The sequence below is a fragment of the Celeribacter baekdonensis B30 genome (assembly GCF_000299875.1).
Classification (GTDB): Bacteria; Pseudomonadota; Alphaproteobacteria; order Rhodobacterales; family Rhodobacteraceae; genus Celeribacter; species Celeribacter baekdonensis_A.
Window position 1 is genome coordinate 133,302 of record NZ_AMRK01000002.1, and the last position, 24,997, is coordinate 158,298.

Genomic DNA, 24,997 nt, shown 5'->3' on the forward strand with positions numbered 1-24,997 from the left:
ATAAGAAAAGGGCAGAGTTGCCCCTGCCCTTCTTTTATCTGAAAATATCCTGGGGTGACTGCGCTTTGCATAGAGGGACCGTGCCCCTCCCCCTGAAATCAAAGCGGCCTACCGCAGTTTCAGCGTCGCCAGACCGATCAACGCAAGCACCAGAGAAATGATCCAGAACCGGATCACGATGGTCGGTTCGGACCAGCCTTTTTTCTCGTAATGGTGATGGATCGGCGCCATCAGGAACACGCGTTTGCCGGTGCGTTTGAAATAGAGCACCTGGATGATCACAGACAGCGCCTCGACCACAAAGAGGCCGCCGACGATCGCCAAAACGATCTCGTGTTTCGTGGCCACAGCAATCGCCCCCAAAGCGCCGCCAAGCGCCAGTGATCCAGTGTCCCCCATGAACACGGCCGCGGGCGGTGCGTTGAACCACAAAAAGCCCAAGCCCCCGCCGATCAAAGCCGCGGTGAACACAAGGATTTCCCCCGTGCCCGGCACATAATGCAGGCCGAGATAATCGGTAAAATCGACCCGGCCGACAACATAGGCAATCGCGCCCAGCGTCGCCGCCGCGATCATCACCGGCATGATCGCAAGACCATCGAGGCCATCGGTCAGGTTGACCGCATTGGCCGCGCCCACGATGACGATCATCGCGAAAGGGATGAAGGCGAAGGACATATTGACCAAGACATCTTTGAACACCGGAAGGGCCAATTGATAGGCCAATTCATCCGGGTGCACCATCGAGGCCCAGATTGCGGCAATCGCAGCAATCAGAAACCCAAGACCCAAACGGACCTTGCTTGAAACGCCTTTGGTGTTGGCTTTGGAGACTTTCGCATAGTCATCCGCGAACCCGATCAGGCCATAGCCATAGGTCACGAACAGCACGATCCAGACATAGGGATTGTCGAGCCGTGCCCACAAAAGCGTCGAAAGCAACAGCGCGGTCAGGATCAAAAGCCCGCCCATCGTCGGCGTGCCTGCCTTGGCGAAATGGGTTTCGGGACCGTCATCGCGGATCGGCTGACCCTTGCCCTGACGGCGGCGCAGCATGTTGATCAAGGGGCGACCAAAGAGCATCGCAAAGATCAAAGAGGTGAAAAACGCGCCGCCCGACCGCATGGTGATATAGCGAAAGAGGTTGAAAACATCGCCCCCGTCGGACAGTCCGGTTAACCAATACAGCATCTGTGTTTACCTCTTATGCGTCGTTGGGCAGGCCGTGCCCCAATTTGCGCAGCGCGTCAACCAGTAGGCTGACTTTTGCGCCTTTCGAGCCTTTGATCAGGACGACATCGCCCGGCCCAACCAAGGTGTTGAGCGCCTCACGCGCCTCTGTCGCGGTCTCAAACCACGCACCACGCCGCGCCTCTGGCAAGGCCTCATACAGTCCGCGCATCAGCGGCCCGACACAATGCACCACGTTGATCACTGCAAACCATGGCAGAGTGGCGAGGCCTTTGTGGATCGCCGTTTCTTGCGGACCCAATTCCAACATATCGCCCAAAATCGCCACCCGCCGCCCGCCTGTATTGGGCGTGGCTTTGGCCAAGACCTCAAGCGCTGCGCCCATCGAGGTTGGGTTGGCGTTGAACGCGTCGTCAATCAATTCAATCGGCGCGCCCATCGGCAAGCCTACCGTTTCGCGCGCGCCCCGGCCCGCAGGCGGGGCCCAAAGCGTCAAATCCCGTGCCGCCTGTGCCACATCTGCGCCAAGCGCATAGACCACGGCCAAACATCCCACCGCATTGGCGGCAAAATGACGACCGGCGGTGGAAAGGCGAAAGTCGAGGCTTTGGGTGTCGATCTCCGCATGGGCCAAGGTTGCCCCGTCCTCAAGATCGACAGAGATCAACCGCGCGGCACAGGCCTCGTCTTCGCCAAACCGGATCATGTCGCCGGACCAGGCCGCGGCCAAAATATCGGTGACAGCCAGATCACCATTGATCACCGCCACGCCATTGGGTTCCAGCCCCTCAAAGATCGCGGCCTTTTCATGGGCAATACCTTCGATATTCTCGAAGGCCGCCAAATGCGCCGGGGCCACCGTGGTGATCATCGCCACATCGGGGCACGCCATACGGGCCAAAGGAGCAATCTCGCCGGGATGGTTCATCCCGATCTCAAGCACGGCAAATTCTGTGTCGCGCGGCATCCGCGCCAAGGTCAAAGGCACGCCCCAATGATTGTTGTAACTGGCCTCGGCGGCGTGGGTTTTGCCCTGTTGGCTGAGGATCGCGCGCAGCATTTCTTTCGTCGAGGTTTTGCCCACCGAGCCGGTGACGCCAATCACCTTGCCCGCCACGCGGGCGCGGGCGGCAACGCCCAGACGTTCGAGCGCGGGCAAAACATCGTTGACAATCAACAGCGGCGCATTCTCCGTGACGCCTTTGGGCAAGCGCGACACCAAAGCCGCCGCAGCGCCTTTGGCCAAAGCCTGCGCCACAAAGTCATGACCGTCGCGGACATCGGCCAGAGCGACGAACAAATCCCCCGGCTGGATCGTGCGGGTGTCAATCGAAATGCCTGTGATCTCAAAACCTTGCGTGGCGTGGCCGCCCGTGGCCGCCACCGCCTCATCCGAGGTCCATAAAACCCCGTTCACAGCGCGCCATCCAATGCAGACACCGCCAGCGATGCCTGTTCAACATCATCAAACGGGAAAATATCGTCGCCAATCACCTGCCCGCTCTCATGGCCTTTGCCACAAATCAACAGGGCATCACCGGGCTGCAACGCATCGACACCGCGCAGGATCGCCTCGGCGCGATCCGCCACTTCCATCGCATCGGGCGCGCCCGCCATGACCTCGGCGCGGATCGCGGCGGGGTCTTCGGAGCGGGGATTGTCATCGGTGATGATCACCAGATCGGCGTGTTCTTGTGCCGCGCGGCCCATCAACGGGCGTTTCGTTTTATCCCGATCGCCACCCGCACCAACGATGGCAATGATCCGGCCCATGACATGCGGGCGCAGCGCCTGGATCGCGGTGGCAACCGCGTCGGGCGTATGGGCGTAATCGACAAACACCGCCGAGCCGTTGCCGCGCGTCGCCGCGTGTTGCATCCGTCCGCGCACGCCTGTGAGTTCGGGCAGACAGGAAAACACTTCCTCCGGGTCGGCGCCCGAGGCCATGACCAAACCCGCCGCAGCCAAGACGTTTTCGGCCTGAAATCCGCCAATCAGATCAAGCCGGATTTGATAGATATTGCCCACGAAATCGACGCGCAGGTCCTGCCCCGTCGGGTCAAAGCGTTGCCCCATGACGCGCAGATCGGCAGCATCCGAACGCCCAACCCGCATCACATCAATGCCGCGCTCAGCACAGAGGCCCTCGATCTCCATCCCGCGCGCATCGTCAATATTGACCACGGCCACGCCGTCTTCGGGCAAAATCCGCGTAAACAACCCGGCTTTGGCGGCAAAATAGGCTTCGAACGTGGCGTGATAATCCAGGTGGTCTTGGGTGAAATTGGTAAATGCCGCCGCCGTCAAGCCGACCCCATCCAAACGGCGCTGTGCCAGACCGTGGCTCGACGCCTCCATCGCGCCATGGGTGACGCCCGCGTTTGCGGCCTCCGACAACATCCGGTGCAAAGTGATCGGTTCGGGCGTGGTGTGCGGGCTTGGGGCCTGCCAATCGCCTTCGACACCGGTGGTGCCGATGTTGATCGCGCGCATGCCCAAAATCTGCCAAATCTGCCGGGTGAAGGTCGCCACCGAGGTTTTGCCATTGGTGCCGGTGACCGCCACCATGACCTCCGGTTGGCGGCCATAATAAAGCGCTGCGGCATAGGCCAGCGCCTGACGCGGGTCTTCCACAACGACCAAGGCGGGATCGTGATCTTTGATCGCATCCTGCGCGATGCGCGCACCTTCGGGATCGGTCAAAATCGCCCGCGCGCCCATACGCAACGCAATTTGCACAAACTCCGCCCCATGCGCGCGCGCGCCGGGCAAAGCGGCGAACAAATGCCCTTCCATGGTCTGCCGACTGTCAACAGAAAGGCCGGTGATCGTACACTCCCGCCCGCCCTGCGCGGTCAATCCAAGCTCGGATAGCGTTTTCATCATGGCAACACCCGCCCTTTTTTGCGACTTTGGTTTCGATTTGATCCGCATAAAGACCCGAACGGGATCAAAGCAAAACGCTTTAACGTGATGCGGTCAGTGTTAGCGCAGCTTGGGCACCGGTTTCAATCTCGGGTCGCAGCCCCATCAACGGCGCGGTGCGACGGATCACCTCAGCGGCAACCGGCACGGCGGTCCAACCGGCAGTGCGGCGCGGTTTGGGTCCTGAGGTGTCAGAGGCCTCATCCATGGTCACGATCAGCACATATTTCGGGTTTTCCGCCGGAAAGATCGACGCAAAGGTGTTGATGTTGCGGTCGTCATAATAGCCGCCCGTCGGTTTGGGCTTGTTCGCCGTGCCGGTTTTGCCAGCGACATGATAGCCCGGCACCTCGGCAAAACTGGCCGTACCAGCCGGGTTTGACACCACTTGGCGTAGCATGGACCGCGCCGCGATTGAGACCTCTTCGCGCACGACGCGCGGGCCTTTGGGGGTAAAACCCGTGCGCTTGATCAAGGTCGGCTCCACCCGTGTGCCGCCATTGAGCACAGAGGCATAGGCGGTGGCCAGATGCAACGGCGAGGCCGACAGACCGTGACCGAACCCGATGGTGAGTGTCGAAAGCTCTGACCAATGCGGCGGCAAAAGCGGCTTGCCCGAGGGGGCCTCGGACAGTTCCACCGGGGTGGCTTCGAAAAACCCCAGCGATTTGAGAAAGCTCTGTTGCCGCTCCACCCCGATTTGCTGTGCCACATGCGCGGTCGCCACGTTCGAGGATTTGACGATCATGTCATTGAGGCTCAACATCGGCCCGTAGTTGTGGCCCTCGAATTCGCCAATGGTATATTTACCCCAGCGAAACGGCGGCTTGGCCTCAATCAACGTATCCGGGGTGGCGATGCCGATTTCCATCGCCTGAGCGGCGGCAAAGATTTTAAAGGTCGAGCCAAGCTCATAGACCCCCTGCACCGCACGGTTGAACCGCGGGTTTTCGCCGTCTTTTTGCCCGGCAAAGGTCGGGCGTGAATTGGGGTCGAAATCCGGCAGCGACACCATGGCGATGATCTCGCCGGTCTGCGCGTCCATCATCACGGCGGCCGCACCCTTGGCATCCAACATCCGCATCCCGCCATAGAGCACTTCGCGCACGGTCGATTGCACCGTCAGATCAATCGACAATTGCAGCGGTTTGTCGCCATTCGACGGATCGCTCAGATAGCTGTCACGCGCCTTTTCAATGCCGGACTGGCCTACGATCTCGGCACTCATCACGCCCTCGCGGCCAAATTTAGTGCCGCCCAAAATATGCGCCGCCAATTTGCCATTGGGGTAAAGCCGCTCTTCGCGCGGGCCAAACAACAGTCCCGGCTCACCGATGTCATGCACGGCCTGTTGTTGTTCAGGGGCGATTTTTTTCTTGATCCACAGGAACTTACGCTTGCCGGTGAAATCTCGGATCAACCGATCTTGATCAAGATCTGGAAAGATACGCACCAATTCTTGTGCGGCATGCACCGGGTCGATCATCTCTTGCGGTTGGGCGTAAAGCGAATTGGTCACCCGGTTGGTGGCCAGAATGCGCCCGTTGCGGTCCACAATATCGGCACGCTGTGCCAAGATCGGTGTGCCCGAGGCTTCGGCGCGCGGTTCTTCGGGCACAGTGGCCGAGACCTGCCCCATTTTGAGACCGACGACAACAAAAGCCGAGACGAAACACAGACCCAACACCAAAAGCCGCCCTTCGGCACGCAACCGCGAACTGTCGCGCATCTCTTCGTGGCGCAAACGCAGGTTTTCGCGCTCGATCGCGTCGGGGTTTTCACCTTTGGAGCGGGCAGACAGAACACGGGCCAGAGGGCGTAAAGGGGTTCGTATGCTCATGGCTCAATCACCTCCAAAGAGCCCACCACATCGACGGGATTGCTCAGTTCCAACAAAAGGTCTTCTTTGACCGGAAAGCTGATCTGATCGACACGACCGAATTGTTCGGGCAAAAACGGCAAAAGACCCAGCCGGTCAAAGTTGATCTCCGCCAGATCACGCAGACGTTCGGGACGATTCAGATAGGCCCATTCGGCCTTGAGCACGGCCAATTCTTCGCGCTGATGACCAATCTCACGTTGGATTTGGCTGACATCACGCAGCACCTGTTGCGTCGCATAGTTTTCCTGGTAGGCCCAAAAGGCCAACCCCATAACCATCAGAGCAGAAACGATAAAATAAAAGCTACGCATCTCTCACCGGGCCTCACCTTGAACTGACTACGGATTTCGGTAGCCCCAAATCGGACCGATCCACATCGAGGGCCGGCGCATCCGTGCGCCGCGCAACCCGAAGCCGCGCCGAGCGGGCACGCGGGTTGTCTACCAACTCGTCTTCATCGGGACCGATTGCTTTGGACAACTGCTCAAATCCGGGCGTTTTCGCCTCTTGAACCGGGGCATAGCGCGAGCCGCCCCCACCCGTCGAGGCTCTCTGTTGCAAAAACCGTTTGACAACACGGTCTTCGAGCGAATGAAAACTGACAACCGCCAATTGCCCGCCCGGTTTGAGCGCGCGTTCGGCCGCCTCTAACCCTTCGATCAGCTCGCCGAACTCGTCGTTCACGGCAATGCGAATGGCCTGAAACGTGCGTGTCGCCGGGTGGCTTTGACCCGGTTTCTTGCGTGGCAAAAGCCGCTCGATCAGCCCCGCCAATTGCAACGTGGTTTCAAACGGCGCTTTTTCCGTGCGATCCTTCACAATGGCACGGGCGATTTTACGCGACTGCTTTTCTTCGCCGTAATGAAACAGCACCGCCGCGATTTCGCCCTCATCCGCCGTGTTGACAAACTCCGCCGCGGTCATGCCGTCTTGCGACATGCGCATGTCCAACGGCCCGTCGCGCATGAACGAAAAACCGCGTTCGGCAATGTCGAGCTGCATGGACGAGACGCCCAAATCCAACACCACCCCGTCGAGGTCCGAGGCATAGTCATCGAGTTTGGAAAACGTGCCGAGGACCAATTTGATCTTGCCCGCATAGGGCGGCTCATTGATCCAGCTTTGCGCCATCTCATGCGCCAAAGGATCGCGGTCGACACCGTAGACCATCTCCGCACCCTCGGCGATCAGGCCTTTGGTATAGCCGCCCGCGCCAAAGGTGCCATCCAACCAACGGCCATGGATCGGCGCGCATTCGCGCAGCAACGGGCGTAACAGAACGGGAATATGGGGCTTTTTGTCAGGTGCTGCGACGGGAGGGATGTCCGTGGTCATGTCAGACCCCCATATCGTCCAAAAGACTCAGAGGATCGAAATCATCCCCCTGCTCTTCCAGCCATTTTTCCGTCACAGCGGCATCAACCGCGGCATGGGTTTCGGGCTTCCAAATCTCAAAGGTCTCGCCCAGCCCAGCGAAATAGGCGGTACCATCGAGTTCGATCTTGTCGCGCAACGGCTGCGGCAACACCAAACGGCCATCGGCATCGACTTCGGTCGGACGGGCGCGGTTGAGGATCATGCGCTCCATGATCTTGCGCTTTTCCGATCCGCGTGGGAGCGCGGCAATATCGGCGGCAAGGCGGCGATAGCCGTCATAGGTGTGCACGATGAGTTGTTTTTGTTTGTCATGGCCATAGACGATGACCATGCGCGGGCGCCCGGATTGCGCGGCAAGGGGGTCGCCCTCTTCGAGTTCACGACGAAAATCGGCAGGGATCGACACGCGTCCCTTTCCGTCCACCTTAAAGGTGTGTTCGCCAATGAACATGCCGGCCACGCGGCGCTCCTTTACCTGTCCCACCCCAATGTCGGGGCCTTTGAATGCGAAACGGCGGACCGAGCTGCTGCCACTGCTCGATCCGCCGCCCTCGTCCCGGTATCCGGGCTGTCCGACTGCGCGCGCCATCTGGGGGGATGTCTGCTCGCATGCGCGTCGAATCTCTTTGTACGGATGAAAGCGGGGCCTGTATGAAACCTGACTTTGGGGTTTTGTTTGCGGTCTTGAATGCGCCGCTCATTCCCGTCTCATCTGATGCATTCAACTTGCCACGGGAATTCATGGTAATCAATGGATTTCTTACACACAGCCCCCAGATGTTGCCCACAGGGCTGGATGAAAACCAGATGTTGCACCCCGAGATCACAGGTACTTTACCGCATATTGGTTAAGAGCAGATCAATCTAACTACATATAGACAAAAAGGAAGCCGCCGCCGCACAGATCAGAGGAGCGAAAAAATCCACATACCCCCAGCGAAATCACAAAACTCCACCGAGTTATCCACAGGCAAGTGATTCGCCGTGAGGATGAATTGAGCTAAGGCACCCGTGAAATGCCCTGAATTCCCAAAAGTGCCATGAAATCCCACCGCCCCCATGAAATCCCAAAAGGCGGCTGCGCAGCCCAAACAAAAACGCGCGGAGCCCTCGCCCCGCGCGTGTCAAACCCCATGAAAGAGATGATCAGGCCATGCCACCCGCAACCAAGCGCTGCGCCAGTTGCATATAGGGTTCGGCCAGCGGACTGTCGGTCGCGGCAATCGGCACACCCTCATCCCCCGCAATCCGCGCCTCAAGCGCCAAAGGCAATTGCGCCAAGAACGGCACACCGATTTTTTCGGCCTCTTCCGCCACGCCGCCATGGCCAAAAATATGCGCCTCATGGCCGCAGTTCGGACAGATATACATCGACATGTTTTCGATCAGCCCCAGCACCGGCACGTTCAATTTGTTGAACATCGAAATCCCGCGCCGCGCATCCATCAAGGCCACATCCTGCGGTGTCGAGACCACAAGCGCGCCGGTCAGCTCGGTTTTTTGCCCCAGCGTGAGCTGTACATCGCCGGTGCCGGGCGGCATGTCGATCAGAAGCACATCCAGCTCGCCCCAAGCCACCTGACCCAACATCTGTTGCATCGCGCCCATCAACATCGGGCCACGCCAGACCACAGCCTCGCCATCCGGGATCATGAATCCGATCGACATCAAGGTGACGCCATGGGCATGCAGAGGCTCGATGGTTTCGCCATCAGGAGACGCGGGACGTTTGTTCACCCCCATCATCCGCGGCTGTGATGGGCCATAGATGTCCGCATCCAAAAGCCCGACCTTGCGGCCCATTTTGGCCAAAGCGACGGCGAGGTTGGCGGAAACGGTGGACTTACCCACGCCGCCCTTGCCCGAGGCAATGGCGATGACGTTTTTGACGCCAGCGGGTTTGGTCTTGCCTTGCTGCGGCGTTGGGTGGCGGCCAATTTTCAGGCTGGGCGGCTCCTTGCCAGTCGCGGCGGGCGGCGGTGTAGAGCCCGCCGGACCATGGGCAGTCATCACGATGGAGACCTTGCCAACCCCCTCCAAGGCCTCAAGCCGTGCTTTGGCCTCGGCCTCAACCCCGGACCAGGCGCGCGCCGCAGTCGCATCGGGGGCTTCAATAACGAAACGCACCACGTCCCCCTCAACATTCAGGGCGCGCACACGGTCGGACTCCACGAGATTCGTGCCATCAGGCAAAACAATGCCCCTCAAGACCGTCATGATACTGTCGTGTTCTACGGGCATAGATCTTATCCCTCTTTTGCTCTCCCTCCGAAATAGGCCCTTTGCTGACCCAATTCCACCACTCAATCTGCCGCTTTTCGCCCCACCCCACTGGCCGTGCAATCCTGACGTGTAAATAGGTCAGCATGGGTCATGCATTTTCTGCATGGCAGCATTGACGAGGCAAGGGATTGTGCATTCGCAGCAATTCCCCCAAATTGTACTCAAGCAACGAGCGACAGCGCCAAAGCCCAAACCGCTTTAAACCAGCCCCGCAGGGTGGTTCGCAAAGCGGGACCGGCCAAAGTCAGATCGCACTCACTCCGGGCAAATTGCCCGAACGCATACTAAGGTTAAAGTCACATGACTTACGCAAACGACATTCGCAGCGCCGCACCGGCCTCCTCCGCTTCTTTCGGCGGTCTGTTCAAATCTTTGGCAGAACGGTTCGCACGCTACAAAGTCTACCGCGAAACAGTGCTCGAGCTGTCCGGTCTGACCGACCGTGATCTGGCCGATCTGGGCATGTCCCGCGCATCGATTAACGCTGTGGCCTACGAGGCCGCTTACGGCAAATAAGTTTACGACATCACGGCCCTTCCTCCTCCCTGGGCCCTGATAAAAGCGGCGGCGTCTCTCCTCCTCCCTGACGTCGCCGCGCAGATACCGGAATTTGGGGTTCTTCCTCCTCCCTTGGACCCCAAAGACCAGAGCGGCGATGCTTCCTCCTCCCTGCATCGTCGCACCTATACCGGGCGAAAGCCCTCGATATGCGGTCTCTCTTCCTCCTCCCTGAGGGGCCGTTACTGAAGGCGGCGGTGTCTTCCTCCTCCCTGACACCGCCGCATTTCTTTCTGATACGGGTCCATCTCCTCCCTCGTGGCCCGCATACCGAGACACCCGCGCCCTCCTCCTCCCTGGCGCGGGTGTTTTCATGTCTGGCCTTTGGAATTTTGAAATGTCGGATGAGCGCCGTTTGCGCTTTTCCTGGCTCGGCAAAAAGGCTTTAGACGTGGAGCGCGTCCGACTCTGTCACACTCTCAAACGCGGGCAAACCTCCGCCCGCCCGTCCCGGCCCCTTCAACAGATCCAAATGATAAGGCCGGCTGTGCTTGCGCCCCGGCGACAAGAACAGTTTTGGTTTCTGTCTGATATGGCCCGAAATCTGCGCCAAAAGCGCGTGCCCCTCTCGCACAGACAAAAACCGTCGGGCCGGAGTTTGCGCGCCTGACAGGCCCAAAACCCCCATCAGAGTTTCAGCCGCACCACTTTCAGGCGCGCCTTTTGGCGTGACAGATGCTGTATCCATAACCTCGCAGGCCACTTGACCAAGATAAAGGCTTTCACACACCACGTCCTGACAGGAAATCAACTCATGACGCGTAAACAACAGATGTACATAGGTGATACTGTCCCGCGGTCGCAGCCGCACTTGGGTGCCGTCTACGAAGGAAACCGCTGGCAATAGCGCCTGAGAAACACCGTGTTTTTGCACCAGCTCGTCACCCTGCACCAGCACCCGGTGATGTTGACTGACACAAAGCGGGCCAGAATTCCCAATCGCACCGGGTTCAAACACCACGGGCGCATGGCGCCCCCATCCGCGCACGTCGCGGGCCGCGACCCAACGCACCTCTTGCGGGCCATGATCATGGGTCAAAACCCAATCACCGGGGCGAATGTGCGCCACAGGCATCGGCCCGGACGGGGTGTCGATCGGCATGGAGGCCTCGAAACACACAGCTTGATAGGTGGTGGCCGAATTTATATCGGTATTATAAAATTCAGGCGGTTGTCCGCCCACGAAATGGTTGAAATACCATGTTTCAAGATCAAATTCGGGGGTCCAGACCACTTGGGTCAGATCGCCGTTGCTGTCATAGCCTTCAAACACCACGGCAAATCCTTCGTCGCCGTCATAATTGATATAGTCGGATCGAACGACCGTCGCATTTTCGATGGTATCGCCACCCTGCCCTGAAAAGGTCAACGTATAAGTGTCGCCGGGGGAAAAGATGAACGGGCTGTCATCACCCGGTTGCGATTCGATGATCAGGCTATTGGTCGAGGTGGGCGGGTAGTCAAATTTCGAATGACCCGGCGACGAATTCACGTTCGACCCGGTTGACGCCGCAAATTGGCTGTCGATTGCAGTGATGGTTATCGTCATCGTCCTGTCACCCGCTGTGGATGACAGAACGCTAAGTCAGCACGGTTAAAATCCAGATAATTCTAACGCATATCGCGGCCAATGCGGTTCAAAATGGCGGTTCAAAATGGCACATCAGAGGCCTTTTCAGCGGGCAAGACAAAGCCCGCCACCAGCTTTTTCAAACCGGAATGATCGAACTCAATGGCAAGCTTGTCGCCCTCGATCTCCATCACCTCGCCATAGCCGAATTTTTTGTGGAACACCCGGTCGCCAATGGCAAAGGCAACAACGGCTTTTGCATCGATCACGGTGGGATGTTTGCCGATGGATTGCGCCACGCCGCGTTGTCCGGCTTTGGCCTGCTGGCCGCGGCTCTGCATCCGTCGCCAGCCGGGGGACTCATAGGCATCGGCATTGGACACGCGATCATGAAAGGAGGCACGCGGCAGGTCATCGTCCCGATGTCCGCCCATCGAGCCAAAGCCGCCCGGCGTGTTTGACAGCCCCGAAGGCGTCATGACGTCCACATGATCGACCGGCAATTCGTCGATAAACCGCGAGGCCAGTTGCGATTGCCATTGGCCATAAACGCGCCGGTTGGCGGCAAAGGTGATGGTGCAAAGTTCCTCGGCGCGGGTGATGCCGACATAGGCCAGACGGCGCTCTTCTTCGAGCCCCTTGAGGCCGCTTTCATCCATCGAACGCTGTGATGGGAAAAGCCCTTCTTCCCACCCTGGCAGGAACACGACAGGAAACTCAAGCCCCTTGGCCCCGTGCAGGGTCATGATGGTGACTTTCTCGCCATCCTTGCCGCTATCATTGTCCATGATCAGAGCGACGTGTTCCAAGAACCCGGCGAGATTATCAAATTGCTCCAAGGCCTTGACGAGTTCCTTGAGGTTCTCAAGCCGCCCCGGCGCCTCCGGCGTTTTGTCGTTTTGCCACATGGCGGTGTAGCCGGATTCATCCAAGATCATTTCGGCCAGTTCAATGTGGCTGATCTCGGCGGGTTCATAACTCACGTCCTCCACCACCGCGTCCTCATCGGCCACGCCGGGGTAACGGATTTGTTGCGCGCAAAGCCCGGACCAGCGGTCGAGATCGGCCAAAAGCCCCGCGACACCAGACTTGGCTTTGCCCTTGAGCAGCCCATCGGCGATGGCGATTCGCGCGCCTTCGACAAGGTTCACACCATTCGAGCGCGCCGCGATTTGGATGTCCTGCAAAGCCTTATCGCCCACCCCACGTTTGGGCGTGTTGATGATGCGCTCAAAGGCCAGATCGTCCTCGGGCGAAATCACCACGCGGAAATAGGCCATCGCATCGCGGATCTCCATCCGCTCATAGAATCGCGGCCCACCAATGACCCGGTACGGCAGACCGATGGACAAAAACCGATCCTCAAAGGCGCGCATTTGATGCGAGGCACGCACGAGGATGGCCATCTCGTCGAGGGAGAATTGCCGCAACCGGGAGCGCGAGCCGCCATGCATCGCCTCGATCTCTTCCCCGACCCAGCGCGCCTCTTCTTCGCCGTCCCAATGGCCGATAAGGCGCACCTTTTCGCCCTCGGTCTCGGCGGTCCAAAGCTCTTTGCCAAGGCGGTCCCGATTGCCCGCGATCACCGACGAGGCGGCGGCCAGAATATGCGGCGTGGAGCGGTAGTTTTGTTCCAGACGCACGACTTTGGCGCCGGGAAAATCCTTTTCAAACCGAAGGATATTGCCCACTTCGGCCCCGCGCCAGCCATAGATCGACTGATCGTCATCGCCAACGCAACAGATGTTTTTATGTCCGCCCGCCAAAAGCCGCAGCCACAGATATTGCGCGATGTTGGTATCTTGGTACTCGTCCACGAGGATGTATTTGAACCAACGCTGATATTGCTCCAACAGATCCGGGTGGCTTTGGAAAATCGTCACCATATGCAGGAGGAGATCGCCGAAATCCACCGCATTGAGGGTTTGAAGGCGCTCTTGGTATTGGGCGTATAATTTCGGACCGCGATCATTAAACGCCGCCGCTTCCGACCCCGGCAGGGTCTTCGGCGTCAGCGCGCGGTTTTTCCATCCGTCGATGATTCCGGCCAACTGCCGTGCGGGCCAGCGCTTTTCGTCCATGCCCGACGCAACGATCAGTTGCTTCATCAAACGGACCTGATCATCCGTGTCCAAAATCGTAAAATTCGATTTCAACCCAACCAGTTCGGCATGACGGCGCAGCAGTTTGACACAGACCGAGTGGAAGGTGCCAAGCCATGGCATCCCCTCAATCGTGTGGCCCATCAACCCGGCCACGCGCTCTTTCATCTCGCGCGCCGCCTTGTTGGTAAAGGTCACAGCCAAGATTTCGTTCGGACGGGCGCGGCCGGTGTTCAAAAGATGCGCGATGCGGGCGGTCAGCGCCTTGGTCTTGCCGGTGCCCGCGCCCGCGAGCATCAGGACGGGACCGTCCAAGGCCTCAACAGCGGCCCGTTGGGCGGGGTTGAGACCGTCCAGATAATCCATGGGACGCGCACCCATGGCCCCCTGCATCGCCAGTTGCGACAGGGATTGACCCGAGGACGGGCCAGCGGCGGGGCGGGTGACGGCCGCCTCGAAGGCGTCATCTTCATTGAAACTGCTCATGCGCATGAGGATACAGAAGAGCCGCGCCAAGGAAAAGCACGTTCTTTATATGTTCTCATCACAACGGACATCTTTCCAGCGCGCCCCACCGTAGTATCCCCATAACACCCACGCCCGCCCGCTCTGACCTAGGCTGATCGCACGACATTGACAGTCACGGGAGGAGAGACGATGGCCAAAATTCTCATGATCACAGGGGATTTCACCGAAGACTACGAAACCATGGTGCCGTTCCAGTGCCTTTTGGCCTGCGGACATACGGTGGACGCAGTATGCCCCGGCAAAGCCGCCGGAGAGACGGTGAAAACCGCAATCCACGACTTTGAGGGCGATCAGACCTATACGGAAAAGCCCGGTCACAACTTTGCGCTGACCGCAACCTATGCGGAGATTAACGCGTCCGATTACGATGCTTTGGTCATTCCGGGCGGACGGGCGCCGGAGTATTTGCGCCTTGATGCCTCGGTGCTGGACATGATCCGGCATTTCTTTGAGGCCAACAAACCCGTGGCCTCAATCTGTCATGGCGCACAGCTTTTGGCCGCGGCCGGTGTGTTGAAAGATCGGACCTGTTCCGCCTATCCCGCCTGTTCCTTTGAGGTCACAGCCGCCGGGGGCACCTATGCCGACATCGCGGTGAGCGCCGCCGTCACCGACGGCAATCTGGTCACCGCGCCCGCGTGGCCCGCCCATCCTGACTGGCTCGCGCAGTTTATGAAATTGCTGTAAGATCGAGGGATCGGCGGGGGCCTGTGTGTCGCCGCCGATCAGCACGCGAGCATCACCAAACAGGAGGGAGGACCTGAGATGTGTGAACTTTTCATTGGCGCGGACCCAATGCTTTGGCAAAGCCGGACCCGGAGCCTGCGCATTGATGGGGTGGCGACCTCCATTCGGATCGAGACGCATTTTTGGGAAACCCTCGAAGAGATCGGCGCACGCGATGGTCTCTCGCTGGCACAGTTGATCACCAAACTGTGGCATGAGGCGATGGATGCCGATCACGATTTGGGCAATTTCACCTCGTTTTTGCGCGTGTGTTGTTCCCGCTACCATGCGTTGATCGCACTGGGCGAAATTTCGTCTGATCTCAGCCGACCGATCGCCGCCAGCCCGGCGCGGGCGATCTTGGCCCGCGAAGCCGCGCGACGTGCGATGTCGGGCATCACGCCCGCCCCGCTGACCCGGCCCGAGAAAATCAACTAAACTTTGGGTTTAACCGCATCCTGCGTGGGCTCTTGTCCGCCGGACACAACCCCCACAAGGCCCGAGACATAGCGCGCAAACAGGCGCGAAAACGTGGCGATGTCTTCGCCCTCCCACCCCTCGAACACCTCGGAGAGAATGCGCCATTTCGACAGGGTGAATTCGCCCAAAAATGTGCGCGACTTCGGTGTGACCGCCAAAACCGAGCGCCGCGCGTCTTCTTGCGCCGCACGGCGTTCGACAAACCCGCGAGACACCAGTTCGGACACAATCCGAGAAGCGCGAGACGGGTCCACGGCCATCACTTCGGCGACCATGCCGATGGTCGGCTGAACCGGCTCGGTGCGACCGATGCCGGCGGACAATTGCGCAATGGACAACAGTCCCTGAAGCAGCGCCGGCTCCAATGTCTCGGTCACGCCCTCCAACACCTTGCCCTTGAATTCGCCCTTCTCGGCCATGCGTCGCCATTGAAACAACGCCATATCCAATTGCAAAAGCGCCTCAGAGGCATCGGGACTAAACCCTTTGTCTTCAAGGAATTGTGGGATGCCCGCATGGATGCGGGGATCAAAGGAGCGGGGTTTGGATGTATCTGTCATGGCATTCTCGGTCATGCGGCGTGGAATTGCACTTTTATGTGCGCATGTCAACTATGTGATAGTCGCATTTATGTGATGTTGACACATAAATGAATCCGCACTACCTCTCTGCCAAAAGCCCAGCCCCACCCGAGTCGCGGAGGGCGACGGGTCAAAAGGAGTTCCCATGTCGCAATCGCACATGTCGCAATCGCACACCCCGCCCCTCACAGAACCCGCCTCCAATACGGCGGATGAACACAGCTCTGTCCGCCTTGTCATTGCCTCCGTGGCGGTGCTGTTGTTGCTGGCAGCACTTGATCAAACCATCGTCTCAACCGCGCTTCCCACCATTGTTGCCGACCTTGGCGGCCTCGATCACCTCTCTTGGGTGGTCACTGCCTATATCCTCGCCTCCACCATCGTCGCGCCGCTTTATGGCAAACTTGGCGACCTTTATGGTCGGCGTAACATGGTCTTTGTCTCGGTGTCGCTCTTTCTCACCGGCTCGGTGCTCTGTGGCCTGTCCGGCTCCATGGGCTTTTTGATCGGTGCCCGCGCGATACAAGGCCTGGGGGGCGGCGGTCTTTTCGTGCTCGCCCTCTCGATCATTGGCGATGTGATCCCGCCAAAAGAACGCGGCAAAATCCAAGGCGTCTTTGCCGGCGTCTTCGGCATTTCCTCCGTCGCCGGTCCGCTGTTGGGCGGCTGGTTTGTCGATGCGCTCTCCTGGCACTGGATTTTCTTCATCAACCTGCCCTTCGGCCTTTTGGCGCTCGCAGGCTTTGTCTTTGGCTTCAAAGCCCACCCCGACCGCGTCAGCCATAAAATCGACTATGCGGGGGCTGCGGCTTTGACCTTGGCTCTGTCCTCCATCGTCTTGCTCACCGCACTGGGCGGCAAGGAATTTGATCTGACCGGCCCGTTTGGCCTGAGCTTGATGGCTCTGTTTGTCTTCTCCGTGCTCGGTTTTATTGCCATCGAACGGCAAGCCGAAGAACCGATTTTGCCATTGCAACTGTTCTCGATGAACACCTTTGCCGTGACCTCAGCGATCTCATTCGTCTCCGGCGCACTGATGTTTGGGGCTTTGACGTTCATCCCCGTCTTTTTGCAAATGGCACAAGGGGCGACCGCCACAAGCTCCGGTCTGCAACTGATCCCGATGACCTTTGGCATCCTTTCGGCCTCAACAATTGCGGGCCAGTATATGGGCCGCACCGGGCGCTACCGCATCCTGCCGCTGATCGGTCTGAGCCTCACCACCGTGGCGCTTTTGATCCTGACCCGGCTGTCTCCGACCCTGCCCGCCCCCGTGTTATGGGCGGCGCTGGTCGGGCTTGGCGCGGGCATGGGCTGCATCTTCCCGGTGGTCACCACCGCGGTGCAAAACGCCGTGCCGCGCCAACAAATCGGTACGGCCACCGCCGCCGGGTTGATGTTTCGCCAAGTCGGGGCCTCGATTGCTGTGGCCCTGTTTGGGGCGCTCTTTGCCACGCGGATGGCGCACCTGATGGGCGGGGCGCCTGTGGAAGGCCTAGCCAATGTCGCCGAGCTGGGGCCGCAGGTGCTCGCAGGCCTTTCCGTTGAGGCCCGGGAACTGGTGGCCGATACGGTTTCGGTGGCGCTGCACCCAGTCTATTGGATCGCCGCCGGGGTCTCCGCAGGTGGCTTGCTCATCGCCTTTTTGCTAAAAGAAATCCCCCTGACCTCGCGCCAAAGCTAGGCGCGAAGACGGGGTCGCAGACCGAACCTAAACCCTAGCCCCAAAGGGGGAATTTTTCATCTCTTTGGGGCAGCGATTCCCCCTTCTTTGCCCTGCAAAATCTGATCAAATGGCAGGTTTGCAAAATACGGCACCTTCGCAGACCTTATTTGCTAATGAGCTGAATATATTTTGCTAACCTGCAAATTATCATACCGGCACATCCAGTTACGGCACCTTTGTGCAGCTTTTGAACACCTGTTTCCAATGCCTCGGCGACCATCCGTTGTTTTGGGGATTTACTGCACTGCAGAAATCCCTAACCTGATGAAAATTTCAGCGTCACAGGGGAGACTGCGAGATGGCGAACTTCAAAAAAGTCCTGATAGCCAACCGGGGGGAGATCGCGATCCGCGTCATGCGCGCCGCCAATGAAATGGGCAAACGCACGGTCGCCATCTACGCCGAAGAGGACAAGTTGTCGCTGCACCGGTTCAAGGCCGACGAGGCCTATAAAATCGGTGAAGGCATGGGGCCTGTTGCCGCCTATCTCTCCATCGAGGAAATCATCCGCGTCGCCAAATTGTCTGGCGCGGATGCGATCCACCCCGGCTATGGCCTCTTGTCCGAAAACCCCGATTTCGTCGATGCCTGTACCGAAGCGGGGATCACCTTCATCGGCCCCAAAGCCAAAACCATGCGCCAATTGGGCGACAAGGCCAGCGCGCGCAAAGTCGCGATCAAGGCAGGCGTGCCGGTGATCCCGGCAACGGATGTGTTGGGCGACGATTGGGACGCGATCCGCAAAGAGGCGACCGAGATCGGCTTTCCCTTGATGCTCAAGGCCTCTTGGGGCGGCGGCGGGCGCGGCATGCGTCCGATCATGAACGCCGAAGAGCTTGAAGAAAAAGTAAAAGAGGGTCGCCGCGAGGCCGTATCGGCCTTTGGCAATGGCGAAGGTTATCTGGAAAAGATGATCATCCGGGCGCGCCACGTCGAGGTGCAAATACTGGGCGACAGCCAAGGCAACATTTATCACCTCTATGAGCGCGATTGTTCGGTCCAGCGCCGCAACCAAAAGGTCGTCGAACGCGCCCCCGCCCCCTACCTCTCTGAGACCCAGCGCGAAGAGATTTGTAACCTCGGCAAACGCATCTGTGAGCATGTGAATTACGAATGCGCCGGCACGGTCGAATTCCTGATGGATATGGACACGGGCAAATTCTATTTCATCGAGGTCAACCCGCGCGTGCAGGTCGAACACACGGTGACCGAAGAGGTCACGGGCATCGACATCGTGCGGGCACAGATTCTGATTGCCGAGGGCAAATCCTTGGTCGAGGCCACGGGTGTGGCGTCGCAATATGACGTGAAACTCGACGGTCACGCGCTGCAATGCCGGGTCACGACCGAAGACCCAACGAACAATTTCATCCCCGATTATGGCCGCATCACCACCTACCGCTCGGCCACCGGCATGGGCATCCGTCTGGATGGCGGCACGGCCTATTCCGGCGCGGTGATCACCCGCTATTACGACAGTTTGCTCACCAAAGTGACCGCTTGGGCGCCCACACCCGAAGCGGCGATTGCGCGGATGGACCGGGCGCTGCGCGAATTCCGTATTCGCGGCGTCTCCACCAACATCGCCTTTGTTGAAAACCTGCTGAAACACCCGATTTTTCTCGGCAATGAATATACCACCAAGTTTATTGACGAGACGCCCTCGCTGTTTGATTTCAAACCGCGCCGCGACCGGGCCACGAAAATCCTGACCTATCTTTCGGAGATCACGGTCAACGGCCACCCCGAAACCCTGGGCCGGGCCAAACCCGCAGCCGATGCGCGCCAGCCAGTGATCCCGGCCCTGCGGGTGGAAACGCCCGTGCCCGGCACGCGGCAGCTTTTGGACGAAAAAGGCCCGCAAGCGGTGGCCGATTGGATGTTGGCGCAACCGCAGCTTTTGATCACCGACACCACCATGCGCGATGGCCACCAATCGCTGCTGGCCACCCGGATGCGCTCGATCGACATGATCAACGCCGCCCCCGCCTATGCCGCCAATCTGCCGGGCCTGTTTTCGGTCGAATGTTGGGGCGGCGCGACCTTTGATGTGGCCTACCGGTTCTTGCAGGAATGCCCGTGGCAGCGCCTGCGCGACATTCGCGAAAAGATGCCGAACCTGATGACGCAAATGCTTTTGCGCGCCTCAAACGGCGTTGGCTACACCAACTATCCCGACAACGTGGTGCAGTCCTTCGTCAAACAAGCGGCCGAAACCGGCGTCGATGTGTTCCGTGTGTTCGACAGTCTCAACTGGGTCGAAAACATGCGCGTGGCGATGGATGCGGTGATCGAGTCTGGCAAGGTCTGCGAAGGCACGATCTGTTACACGGGTGATTTGTTCGATCCCGCGCGGGCCAAATACGACCTGAAATACTATGTCCAGATGGGCAAGGATTTGAAGGCCGCGGGGGCGCATGTGTTGGGTCTCAAAGACATGGCGGGCCTGTTGAAACCGGCACAGGCGCGGGTTCTGGTCAAGGCGCTGAAAGAAGAAGTCGGCCTGCCGATCCACTTCCATACCCACGACACCTCGGGGGCAGCCGCCGCGACCATTTTGGCCGCAGCCGACGCAGGCGTCGATGCGATTGACGCCGCAATGGACGCCTTCTCGGGCGGCACGTCGCAGGCGTGTTTGGGCTCCATCGTTGAGGCCACACGGTTCACCGAGCGTGACACCGGACTTGATATTTCCGCCATCCGCGAACTGTCCAACTATTGGGAAGCGGTGCGCGGCCAATATGCGGCGTTTGAAAGCGGCCTCAAAGCCCCCGCTTCCGAGGTCTATCTACACGAAATGCCCGGCGGTCAGTTCACCAACCTCAAAGCTCAGGCCCGCTCGCTGGGTTTGGAGGAAAAATGGCATGAGGTCGCCCAGGCCTACGCCGATGTGAACATGATGTTCGGAGACATCGTCAAGGTCACGCCCTCCTCGAAAGTGGTCGGTGACATGGCGTTGATGATGGTCTCCCAAGGCCTGACACGTGCCCAGGTCGAGGACCCGAAACACGACGTGGCCTTCCCGGAGTCGGTGATCGACATGATGCGGGGCAACCTCGGTCAGCCGCCGAAAGGCTTTCCCGACGCGATCCTCAAAAAGGTTCTGGGCAAAGAGAAACCCAACCTTGAACGCCCCGGCAAACACCTGCCGCCGGTGGATATCGAGGCGACGCGCGCAGAGCTGGCCGCTAAATTTGAGGACTGCGTGATTGATGACGAAGATCTCAACGGCTACCTGATGTATCCGAAAGTCTTCACCGATTACATGGACCGCCACGATCAATTCGGTCCGGTGCGCACTCTGCCAACGAAAAACTTTTTCTACGGCATGGAAATGGGCGAAGAGATTTCGGTGTCGATTGATCCCGGCGTGACCTTGGAAATCCGCTGTCAGGCGTTGGGCGAGCCGGATGAAAAGGGCGAGGTCAAACTGTTCTTTGAACTGAACGGCCAGCCGCGCACCGTGCGCGTCAAAGACCGCTCCGCCGCCTCCACCACCACCGCGCGACCCAAGGCCGAACTTGGCAACCCCAAACACATCGGCGCGCCGATGCCGGGAGTTGTGGCCACTGTGGCCGTGGTCGCGGGACAAAAGGTCAAAAAGGGCGATGTGCTCCTGACCATCGAGGCGATGAAAATGGAGACCTCGATCAATGCCGACCAAGACGGCGTGATCAAGGCGGTCAATGTCAGCCCGGCAAGCCAGATCGACGCCAAGGATTTACTGGTCGAATTCGAATAAGTCTCTGAAACCCCATTTAAAAGCCCCGCTCCGGCGGGGCTTTTTCATGCGCGGGTGCTGCGTCGGGTCAAAGCCAGAGAGGTCAAAGCCCCAAACAGCAACGCCCAAACCGGCGCCCCAATGCTCATGAAACTGATGCCTGAGACGGTGGTCATAAAGGTCACCAAAGCGGCGTCACGATGCGCGGGCGCGGCCAGAGCCGCACTCAGGCTTGCACTGATCGTGTTCAAAAGCGCGAGCCCGGCGATGGTGACAACAAGCGCTTTTGGCGCGATGACAAACAGGCTGATCACCGCCGCGCCCATCAGGCCGACCATGCAATAAAGCACGCCGGTGACCATCGCCGCTTTCCACCGGGTTGCGGGATTGTCGTCCGCCTCAGGCCCGGCACAAATTGCCGCCGTGATCGCCGCCAGGTTAAAGGCATAGCCGCCAAACGGCGCGAGGATGAGCGTGGTCAGCCCGGTCACTGTGATGGCGGAGGACACCGGCAACGCGTAGCCCGCCGCCTTCATCGTGACGACGCCGGGCATGTTTTGCGAGCTCATGGTGACGATATAAAGTGGCACGCCAATGCCAATCAGCGCCGAGGGCGAGAAGGACGGCAGGGTAAACACCGGCATGGCAAAGGAGAATTCAAACGCGGTGTCGGTGACAAACGCGCTGGTGAGGGCACAAAACACGATCCCCGCCAAAAGCACCGAGGGAATGGCAAACCGCGCAAACCAGCGCCGCCCGGCCAGATAGACCGCACACATCAGCACCACCAACGGCAGGTTCTCCTCCATCGACGAAAACACCCCAAGCCCAAAGCGAAACAGGATGCCCGCCAACATGGCGCTGCCGATGGCTTCGGGGATGAGATGCGCGACTTTTTCGAACCATCCGGTGAGACCCGTCAGGGTCAAAAGCGCGCCACAAAACAGAAAGGCGCCGATGGCCTCCTCGACGCGCACCCCTTGCAGGCTGAGCACCAAAAGTGCTGCGCCCGGAGTGGACCATGCGGTCAGGATCGGCATCCGGTAGCGCAGGGTGAGGATCAGGGTCGAGAGGCCCATGCCCAGCCCCAGCGCCAACATCCAACTGCTGGCCTGCGCATGGCTGAGGCCCAAAACATCAATGGCCTGAAAGATGATCGCGACGCTGCTGGTGTAGCCCAAAAGCACGGCAATGGCGCCGGAAACGAGGTGGGAGAGTTTCAATCCTGACATGGGTATCGTGCCTTTGACCGGGAGTTTTGCGGCGGGCTTGCGTCGGGGACTGCATCGCCGTATTGTGGACGCTATAGCGCACGAGCGTTATAGCGCACAAGCCCTTTGAAAGCCCTGCCACACAAAATGTCCAATGCCCCCTCCGCCCTGCCCATCCAACTCAACCTCAAATCTATCCGCACCGAGGCCGGCCTCAGCCTATCGCAGGCGGCGGAGCGGACCGGGGTGAGCAAGGCGATGTTGGGACAGATCGAGCGCGGCGAATCTTCACCAACGCTGGCGACATTGTGGAAACTGGCCAAGGGGTTTCACCTGCCGCTCACCGCCCTGATCGAGGACCGGGTGACGCCCACAACCGCCCGCACAGGACCGCGCCCCCGACCTGAGGTGCGGTTTGCCGAGAGCATCAGCTTTCACCCGATTTTTGCCTTTGACCCGATCTTTGGCTCAGAGACATTCTTGATCCGGTTGGAGCCGGGGCAAACCCATGTGTCTCAGCCGCATGACAGCGGTGTGGTCGAGGATATTTTCGTCACCAAAGGCGAGATCGAGCTTATGCTGACAGGGGAATGGACCCGCTATGGCGAGGGCGACGCGGTGCGATTTGCCGCCGATCAACCGCACAACTATCGCAACCCAACCAAACAGCCCGCGCAGTTTCACAACACGTTGCACTATGCGCGCACGCGTGCGTCCCTTTAGCGGCGATAAGCGCGCAAATAATGCCATTCGAAATAGCGTTTGGCCCAATGAAACACCCGACAGCTTGGCAGGGTGATCGCGCGTTTTTCATTGCGAAACACAAGGATGCCCTTGTTGACGGAATCGACAATACACACAAGTTCGGCCTTGAAATCATGGCTGGCTTCGCGCCCGGCCAACACATCACCGATATTGGCCACCGCGGCCTCGGCCTGCAAATCCGCCTGATGCGCCTGCTTGGCCAACCACGACGGCCCCGGATAAGAGCCCGTGTCGCCCACCACATAGGTGTCGGGCCACCCGACCACGCGGCATTTTTCATCGGCTTGAATAAACCCGCCCTCTGAGCGCGGCAGATCGGTGTTATCCAGCCATGTCGGCCCGGTCAGCCCGGACATGAACAGCACCAGATCGGCGAGGATCTCTTCGCGTTCGGTCACCACCTTATCCGCCTCAATGCGGATGGGTTTTGCGCCGATATGGATCGAAACATCGCGTTTGCGCATCTCGTTCAAAAGGCCTTCGACGGCGCGATCCCCCAGCCGTTGACCGGGGCGATCCGAGCCGTTGAAAAACACCAGTTTAAACCGGTCACGCCGCCCCTGTTGCCGCAGCATCGTATCGATACCAAAGAGGAATTCAAACATCGGCCCGCCGCGCACCGCCTGCGGCTCTTTCGGGTTGGTGCCAAAGCCCAGCGCGATGGTGCCGCCGGCCATATCGCGGATGCGGTCGTGGATGATCTGGCCGTTGATCGCCCCTTCGCAGGGGATGATCGCGTGTTCGGCCAGTCCGGGGAGCTTTTTGAGATACCGCCCACCGGTGGCGATGATCAGATGATCATTGGTCAAAGTGCCCGTATCGGTTTCAACCCTGCGGCCATTGTCAGACACGGAGACCACGCGGCCCTCATGCCAATCGACCCGCTCGCGGACAAAGAATCGCGACAGATCGACGTCGATGTCTTTGGCGGTGCGAATGCCGGAGGGCATCCAGATCAGACTGGGCAAATAGGTGAGGTGGGGGTTGGGCGAGACGACGGTGATACGCGCGTCTATCTTGGCCTTGCGAATCTCACGCACGGCGGTAAGCGCGCCAAAACCGCTGCCAAGGATCATGATATGGGTCATTTACGGCCTCCGGGGGCCATCCCCGCATAGCTCTTGGGCAAGCCGTGGCGAACATGGCGCATAGGTGTTCAGATTCATCACGGACATGCACGGGATCGGCCCGTGCTGTCTTTAATCCAAATCAAAGATATATTTTAAAAATACCAAATACACTGCGGCAGAATGCCCCCGCATCTGACGCCGCTGCCCTCTGTGCCCTTCCCCATTGGCCAAACAGCCGCAAATCGACGCAAATCGAAAAAATCCGACCAAAGGCCCATTTTCCTCTTGCAGCTTCGGGCGG

At 59.3% G+C, this 24,997-nt stretch carries 20 protein-coding genes; 7 read left to right on the top strand and 13 right to left on the bottom strand.

From position 1 onward, the window contains the following. Nucleotides 1–108: 108 nt before the first annotated feature. The 7 genes from mraY to mraZ form a co-directional block, all read right to left on the bottom strand. Entirely contained in the window at nucleotides 109–1,191 is a 1,083-nt protein-coding gene (gene mraY / locus B30_RS04105; protein ID WP_009570752.1) for a phospho-N-acetylmuramoyl-pentapeptide-transferase, read from the bottom strand. 13 nt (nucleotides 1,192–1,204) lie between these two features. Continuing rightward, nucleotides 1,205–2,608, bottom strand: coding sequence for a UDP-N-acetylmuramoyl-tripeptide--D-alanyl-D-alanine ligase (locus B30_RS04110; protein ID WP_009570753.1), 1,404 nt, complete (start codon nucleotides 2,606–2,608; stop codon nucleotides 1,205–1,207). Further along, the gene (locus B30_RS04115) at nucleotides 2,605–4,077 is read right to left on the bottom strand and encodes a UDP-N-acetylmuramoyl-L-alanyl-D-glutamate--2,6-diaminopimelate ligase (RefSeq protein ID WP_009570754.1); all 1,473 of its coding nucleotides are present in this window, start codon (nucleotides 4,075–4,077) and stop codon (nucleotides 2,605–2,607) included. Before B30_RS04115 ends, B30_RS04110 begins: the two co-directional genes overlap by 4 nt. A gap of 79 nt (nucleotides 4,078–4,156) precedes the next feature. Beyond that, on the bottom strand, nucleotides 4,157–5,956 hold the full coding sequence (locus tag B30_RS04120) for a peptidoglycan D,D-transpeptidase FtsI family protein (RefSeq protein WP_009570755.1): 1,800 nt from the start codon (nucleotides 5,954–5,956) through the stop codon (nucleotides 4,157–4,159). Continuing rightward, nucleotides 5,953–6,309 (bottom strand): cell division protein FtsL, encoded by a 357-nt coding sequence (ftsL, locus tag B30_RS04125; RefSeq protein WP_009570756.1) that lies wholly within the window; start codon nucleotides 6,307–6,309, stop codon nucleotides 5,953–5,955. Before ftsL ends, B30_RS04120 begins: the two co-directional genes overlap by 4 nt. A 13-nt stretch (nucleotides 6,310–6,322) precedes the next feature. After that, nucleotides 6,323–7,333 carry a 16S rRNA (cytosine(1402)-N(4))-methyltransferase RsmH gene (rsmH, locus tag B30_RS04130; RefSeq protein WP_009570757.1) on the bottom strand — a complete coding sequence of 337 codons (1,011 nt, stop codon included), beginning with the start codon at nucleotides 7,331–7,333 and terminating at the stop codon, nucleotides 6,323–6,325. A gap of 1 nt (nucleotide 7,334) precedes the next feature. Beyond that, nucleotides 7,335–7,826 (bottom strand): division/cell wall cluster transcriptional repressor MraZ, encoded by a 492-nt coding sequence (gene mraZ / locus B30_RS04135; protein WP_051130588.1) that lies wholly within the window; start codon nucleotides 7,824–7,826, stop codon nucleotides 7,335–7,337. 158 nt (nucleotides 7,827–7,984) lie between these two features. On the opposite strand from mraZ, the gene B30_RS04140 reads away from it, so the two are divergent. Beyond that, complete coding sequence (locus B30_RS04140; protein ID WP_009570759.1) at nucleotides 7,985–8,227, top strand: hypothetical protein; 243 nt, start codon at nucleotides 7,985–7,987, stop codon at nucleotides 8,225–8,227. 294 nt (nucleotides 8,228–8,521) lie between these two features. Here B30_RS04140 and B30_RS04145 read toward each other — a convergent pair whose 3' ends face one another. Beyond that, nucleotides 8,522–9,616, bottom strand: coding sequence for an Mrp/NBP35 family ATP-binding protein (locus B30_RS04145; RefSeq protein ID WP_009570760.1), 1,095 nt, complete (start codon nucleotides 9,614–9,616; stop codon nucleotides 8,522–8,524). 342 nt (nucleotides 9,617–9,958) lie between these two features. On the opposite strand from B30_RS04145, the gene B30_RS04150 reads away from it, so the two are divergent. Next, complete coding sequence (locus tag B30_RS04150) at nucleotides 9,959–10,174, top strand: DUF1127 domain-containing protein (protein WP_009570761.1); 216 nt, start codon at nucleotides 9,959–9,961, stop codon at nucleotides 10,172–10,174. Between the two features lie 427 nt (nucleotides 10,175–10,601). Here B30_RS04150 and B30_RS21260 read toward each other — a convergent pair whose 3' ends face one another. Both B30_RS21260 and B30_RS04160 read right to left on the bottom strand, forming a co-directional pair. Beyond that, nucleotides 10,602–11,765, bottom strand: coding sequence for a Hint domain-containing protein (locus B30_RS21260; RefSeq protein WP_009570762.1), 1,164 nt, complete (start codon nucleotides 11,763–11,765; stop codon nucleotides 10,602–10,604). A 101-nt stretch (nucleotides 11,766–11,866) separates the two neighbouring features. Then, nucleotides 11,867–14,374: an ATP-dependent helicase gene (locus B30_RS04160; protein WP_009570763.1), complete on the bottom strand. Its 2,508-nt coding sequence runs from the start codon at nucleotides 14,372–14,374 to the stop codon at nucleotides 11,867–11,869. A 171-nt stretch (nucleotides 14,375–14,545) separates the two neighbouring features. On the opposite strand from B30_RS04160, the gene B30_RS04165 reads away from it, so the two are divergent. Both B30_RS04165 and B30_RS04170 read left to right on the top strand, forming a co-directional pair. After that, nucleotides 14,546–15,103 carry a DJ-1/PfpI family protein gene (locus B30_RS04165; protein ID WP_009570764.1) on the top strand — a complete coding sequence of 186 codons (558 nt, stop codon included), beginning with the start codon at nucleotides 14,546–14,548 and terminating at the stop codon, nucleotides 15,101–15,103. 78 nt (nucleotides 15,104–15,181) lie between these two features. After that, nucleotides 15,182–15,580: a ribbon-helix-helix domain-containing protein gene (locus tag B30_RS04170; protein WP_009570766.1), complete on the top strand. Its 399-nt coding sequence runs from the start codon at nucleotides 15,182–15,184 to the stop codon at nucleotides 15,578–15,580. Here the strand turns inward: B30_RS04170 and B30_RS21265 are convergent. Next, a complete protein-coding gene (locus B30_RS21265; protein ID WP_157789783.1) occupies nucleotides 15,577–16,182 on the bottom strand; it encodes a MarR family winged helix-turn-helix transcriptional regulator in 606 nt (201 codons plus the stop codon). The genes B30_RS04170 and B30_RS21265 overlap by 4 nt on opposite strands. A gap of 166 nt (nucleotides 16,183–16,348) precedes the next feature. Between B30_RS21265 and B30_RS04180 the strand changes: the two genes are divergently transcribed. Both B30_RS04180 and B30_RS04185 read left to right on the top strand, forming a co-directional pair. Continuing rightward, entirely contained in the window at nucleotides 16,349–17,887 is a 1,539-nt protein-coding gene (locus B30_RS04180) for an MDR family MFS transporter (protein WP_009570771.1), read from the top strand. Nucleotides 17,888–18,227: 340 nt separating this feature from the next. Continuing rightward, nucleotides 18,228–21,671 (top strand): pyruvate carboxylase, encoded by a 3,444-nt coding sequence (locus B30_RS04185; RefSeq protein WP_009570772.1) that lies wholly within the window; start codon nucleotides 18,228–18,230, stop codon nucleotides 21,669–21,671. 44 nt (nucleotides 21,672–21,715) lie between these two features. On the opposite strand, the gene B30_RS04190 is transcribed toward B30_RS04185, so the two are convergent. After that, a complete protein-coding gene (locus B30_RS04190; RefSeq protein WP_009570773.1) occupies nucleotides 21,716–22,882 on the bottom strand; it encodes a benzoate/H(+) symporter BenE family transporter in 1,167 nt (388 codons plus the stop codon). Nucleotides 22,883–23,008: 126 nt separating this feature from the next. On the opposite strand from B30_RS04190, the gene B30_RS04195 reads away from it, so the two are divergent. Further along, nucleotides 23,009–23,584 carry a helix-turn-helix domain-containing protein gene (locus B30_RS04195; protein WP_009570774.1) on the top strand — a complete coding sequence of 192 codons (576 nt, stop codon included), beginning with the start codon at nucleotides 23,009–23,011 and terminating at the stop codon, nucleotides 23,582–23,584. Here B30_RS04195 and B30_RS04200 read toward each other — a convergent pair. After that, nucleotides 23,581–24,714, bottom strand: a complete 1,134-nt coding sequence (locus B30_RS04200) for an NAD(P)/FAD-dependent oxidoreductase (RefSeq protein ID WP_009570775.1) — start codon at nucleotides 24,712–24,714, stop codon at nucleotides 23,581–23,583. The genes B30_RS04195 and B30_RS04200 overlap by 4 nt on opposite strands. Nucleotides 24,715–24,997: the final 283 nt, after the last annotated feature.

Coding starts and splice junctions, on each gene's coding strand:
- mraY (WP_009570752.1), bottom strand. CDS start 1,191: ATGCTGTATTGGTTAACCGGACTGTCCGACGGGGGCGATGTTTTCAAC.
- B30_RS04115 (WP_009570754.1), bottom strand. CDS start 4,077: ATGATGAAAACGCTATCCGAGCTTGGATTGACCGCGCAGGGCGGGCGG.
- B30_RS04120 (WP_009570755.1), bottom strand. CDS start 5,956: ATGAGCATACGAACCCCTTTACGCCCTCTGGCCCGTGTTCTGTCTGCC.
- ftsL (WP_009570756.1), bottom strand. CDS start 6,309: ATGCGTAGCTTTTATTTTATCGTTTCTGCTCTGATGGTTATGGGGTTG.
- rsmH (WP_009570757.1), bottom strand. CDS start 7,333: ATGACCACGGACATCCCTCCCGTCGCAGCACCTGACAAAAAGCCCCAT.
- mraZ (WP_051130588.1), bottom strand. CDS start 7,826: ATGTTCATTGGCGAACACACCTTTAAGGTGGACGGAAAGGGACGCGTG.
- B30_RS04140 (WP_009570759.1), top strand. CDS start 7,985: ATGCGCGTCGAATCTCTTTGTACGGATGAAAGCGGGGCCTGTATGAAA.
- B30_RS04145 (WP_009570760.1), bottom strand. CDS start 9,616: ATGCCCGTAGAACACGACAGTATCATGACGGTCTTGAGGGGCATTGTT.
- B30_RS04150 (WP_009570761.1), top strand. CDS start 9,959: ATGACTTACGCAAACGACATTCGCAGCGCCGCACCGGCCTCCTCCGCT.
- B30_RS21260 (WP_009570762.1), bottom strand. CDS start 11,765: ATGACGATAACCATCACTGCAATCGACAGCCAATTTGCGGCGTCAACC.
- B30_RS04160 (WP_009570763.1), bottom strand. CDS start 14,374: ATGAGCAGTTTCAATGAAGATGACGCCTTCGAGGCGGCCGTCACCCGC.
- B30_RS04165 (WP_009570764.1), top strand. CDS start 14,546: ATGGCCAAAATTCTCATGATCACAGGGGATTTCACCGAAGACTACGAA.
- B30_RS04170 (WP_009570766.1), top strand. CDS start 15,182: ATGTGTGAACTTTTCATTGGCGCGGACCCAATGCTTTGGCAAAGCCGG.
- B30_RS21265 (WP_157789783.1), bottom strand. CDS start 16,182: ATGACAGATACATCCAAACCCCGCTCCTTTGATCCCCGCATCCATGCG.
- B30_RS04180 (WP_009570771.1), top strand. CDS start 16,349: ATGTCGCAATCGCACATGTCGCAATCGCACACCCCGCCCCTCACAGAA.
- B30_RS04185 (WP_009570772.1), top strand. CDS start 18,228: ATGGCGAACTTCAAAAAAGTCCTGATAGCCAACCGGGGGGAGATCGCG.
- B30_RS04190 (WP_009570773.1), bottom strand. CDS start 22,882: ATGTCAGGATTGAAACTCTCCCACCTCGTTTCCGGCGCCATTGCCGTG.
- B30_RS04195 (WP_009570774.1), top strand. CDS start 23,009: ATGTCCAATGCCCCCTCCGCCCTGCCCATCCAACTCAACCTCAAATCT.
- B30_RS04200 (WP_009570775.1), bottom strand. CDS start 24,714: ATGACCCATATCATGATCCTTGGCAGCGGTTTTGGCGCGCTTACCGCC.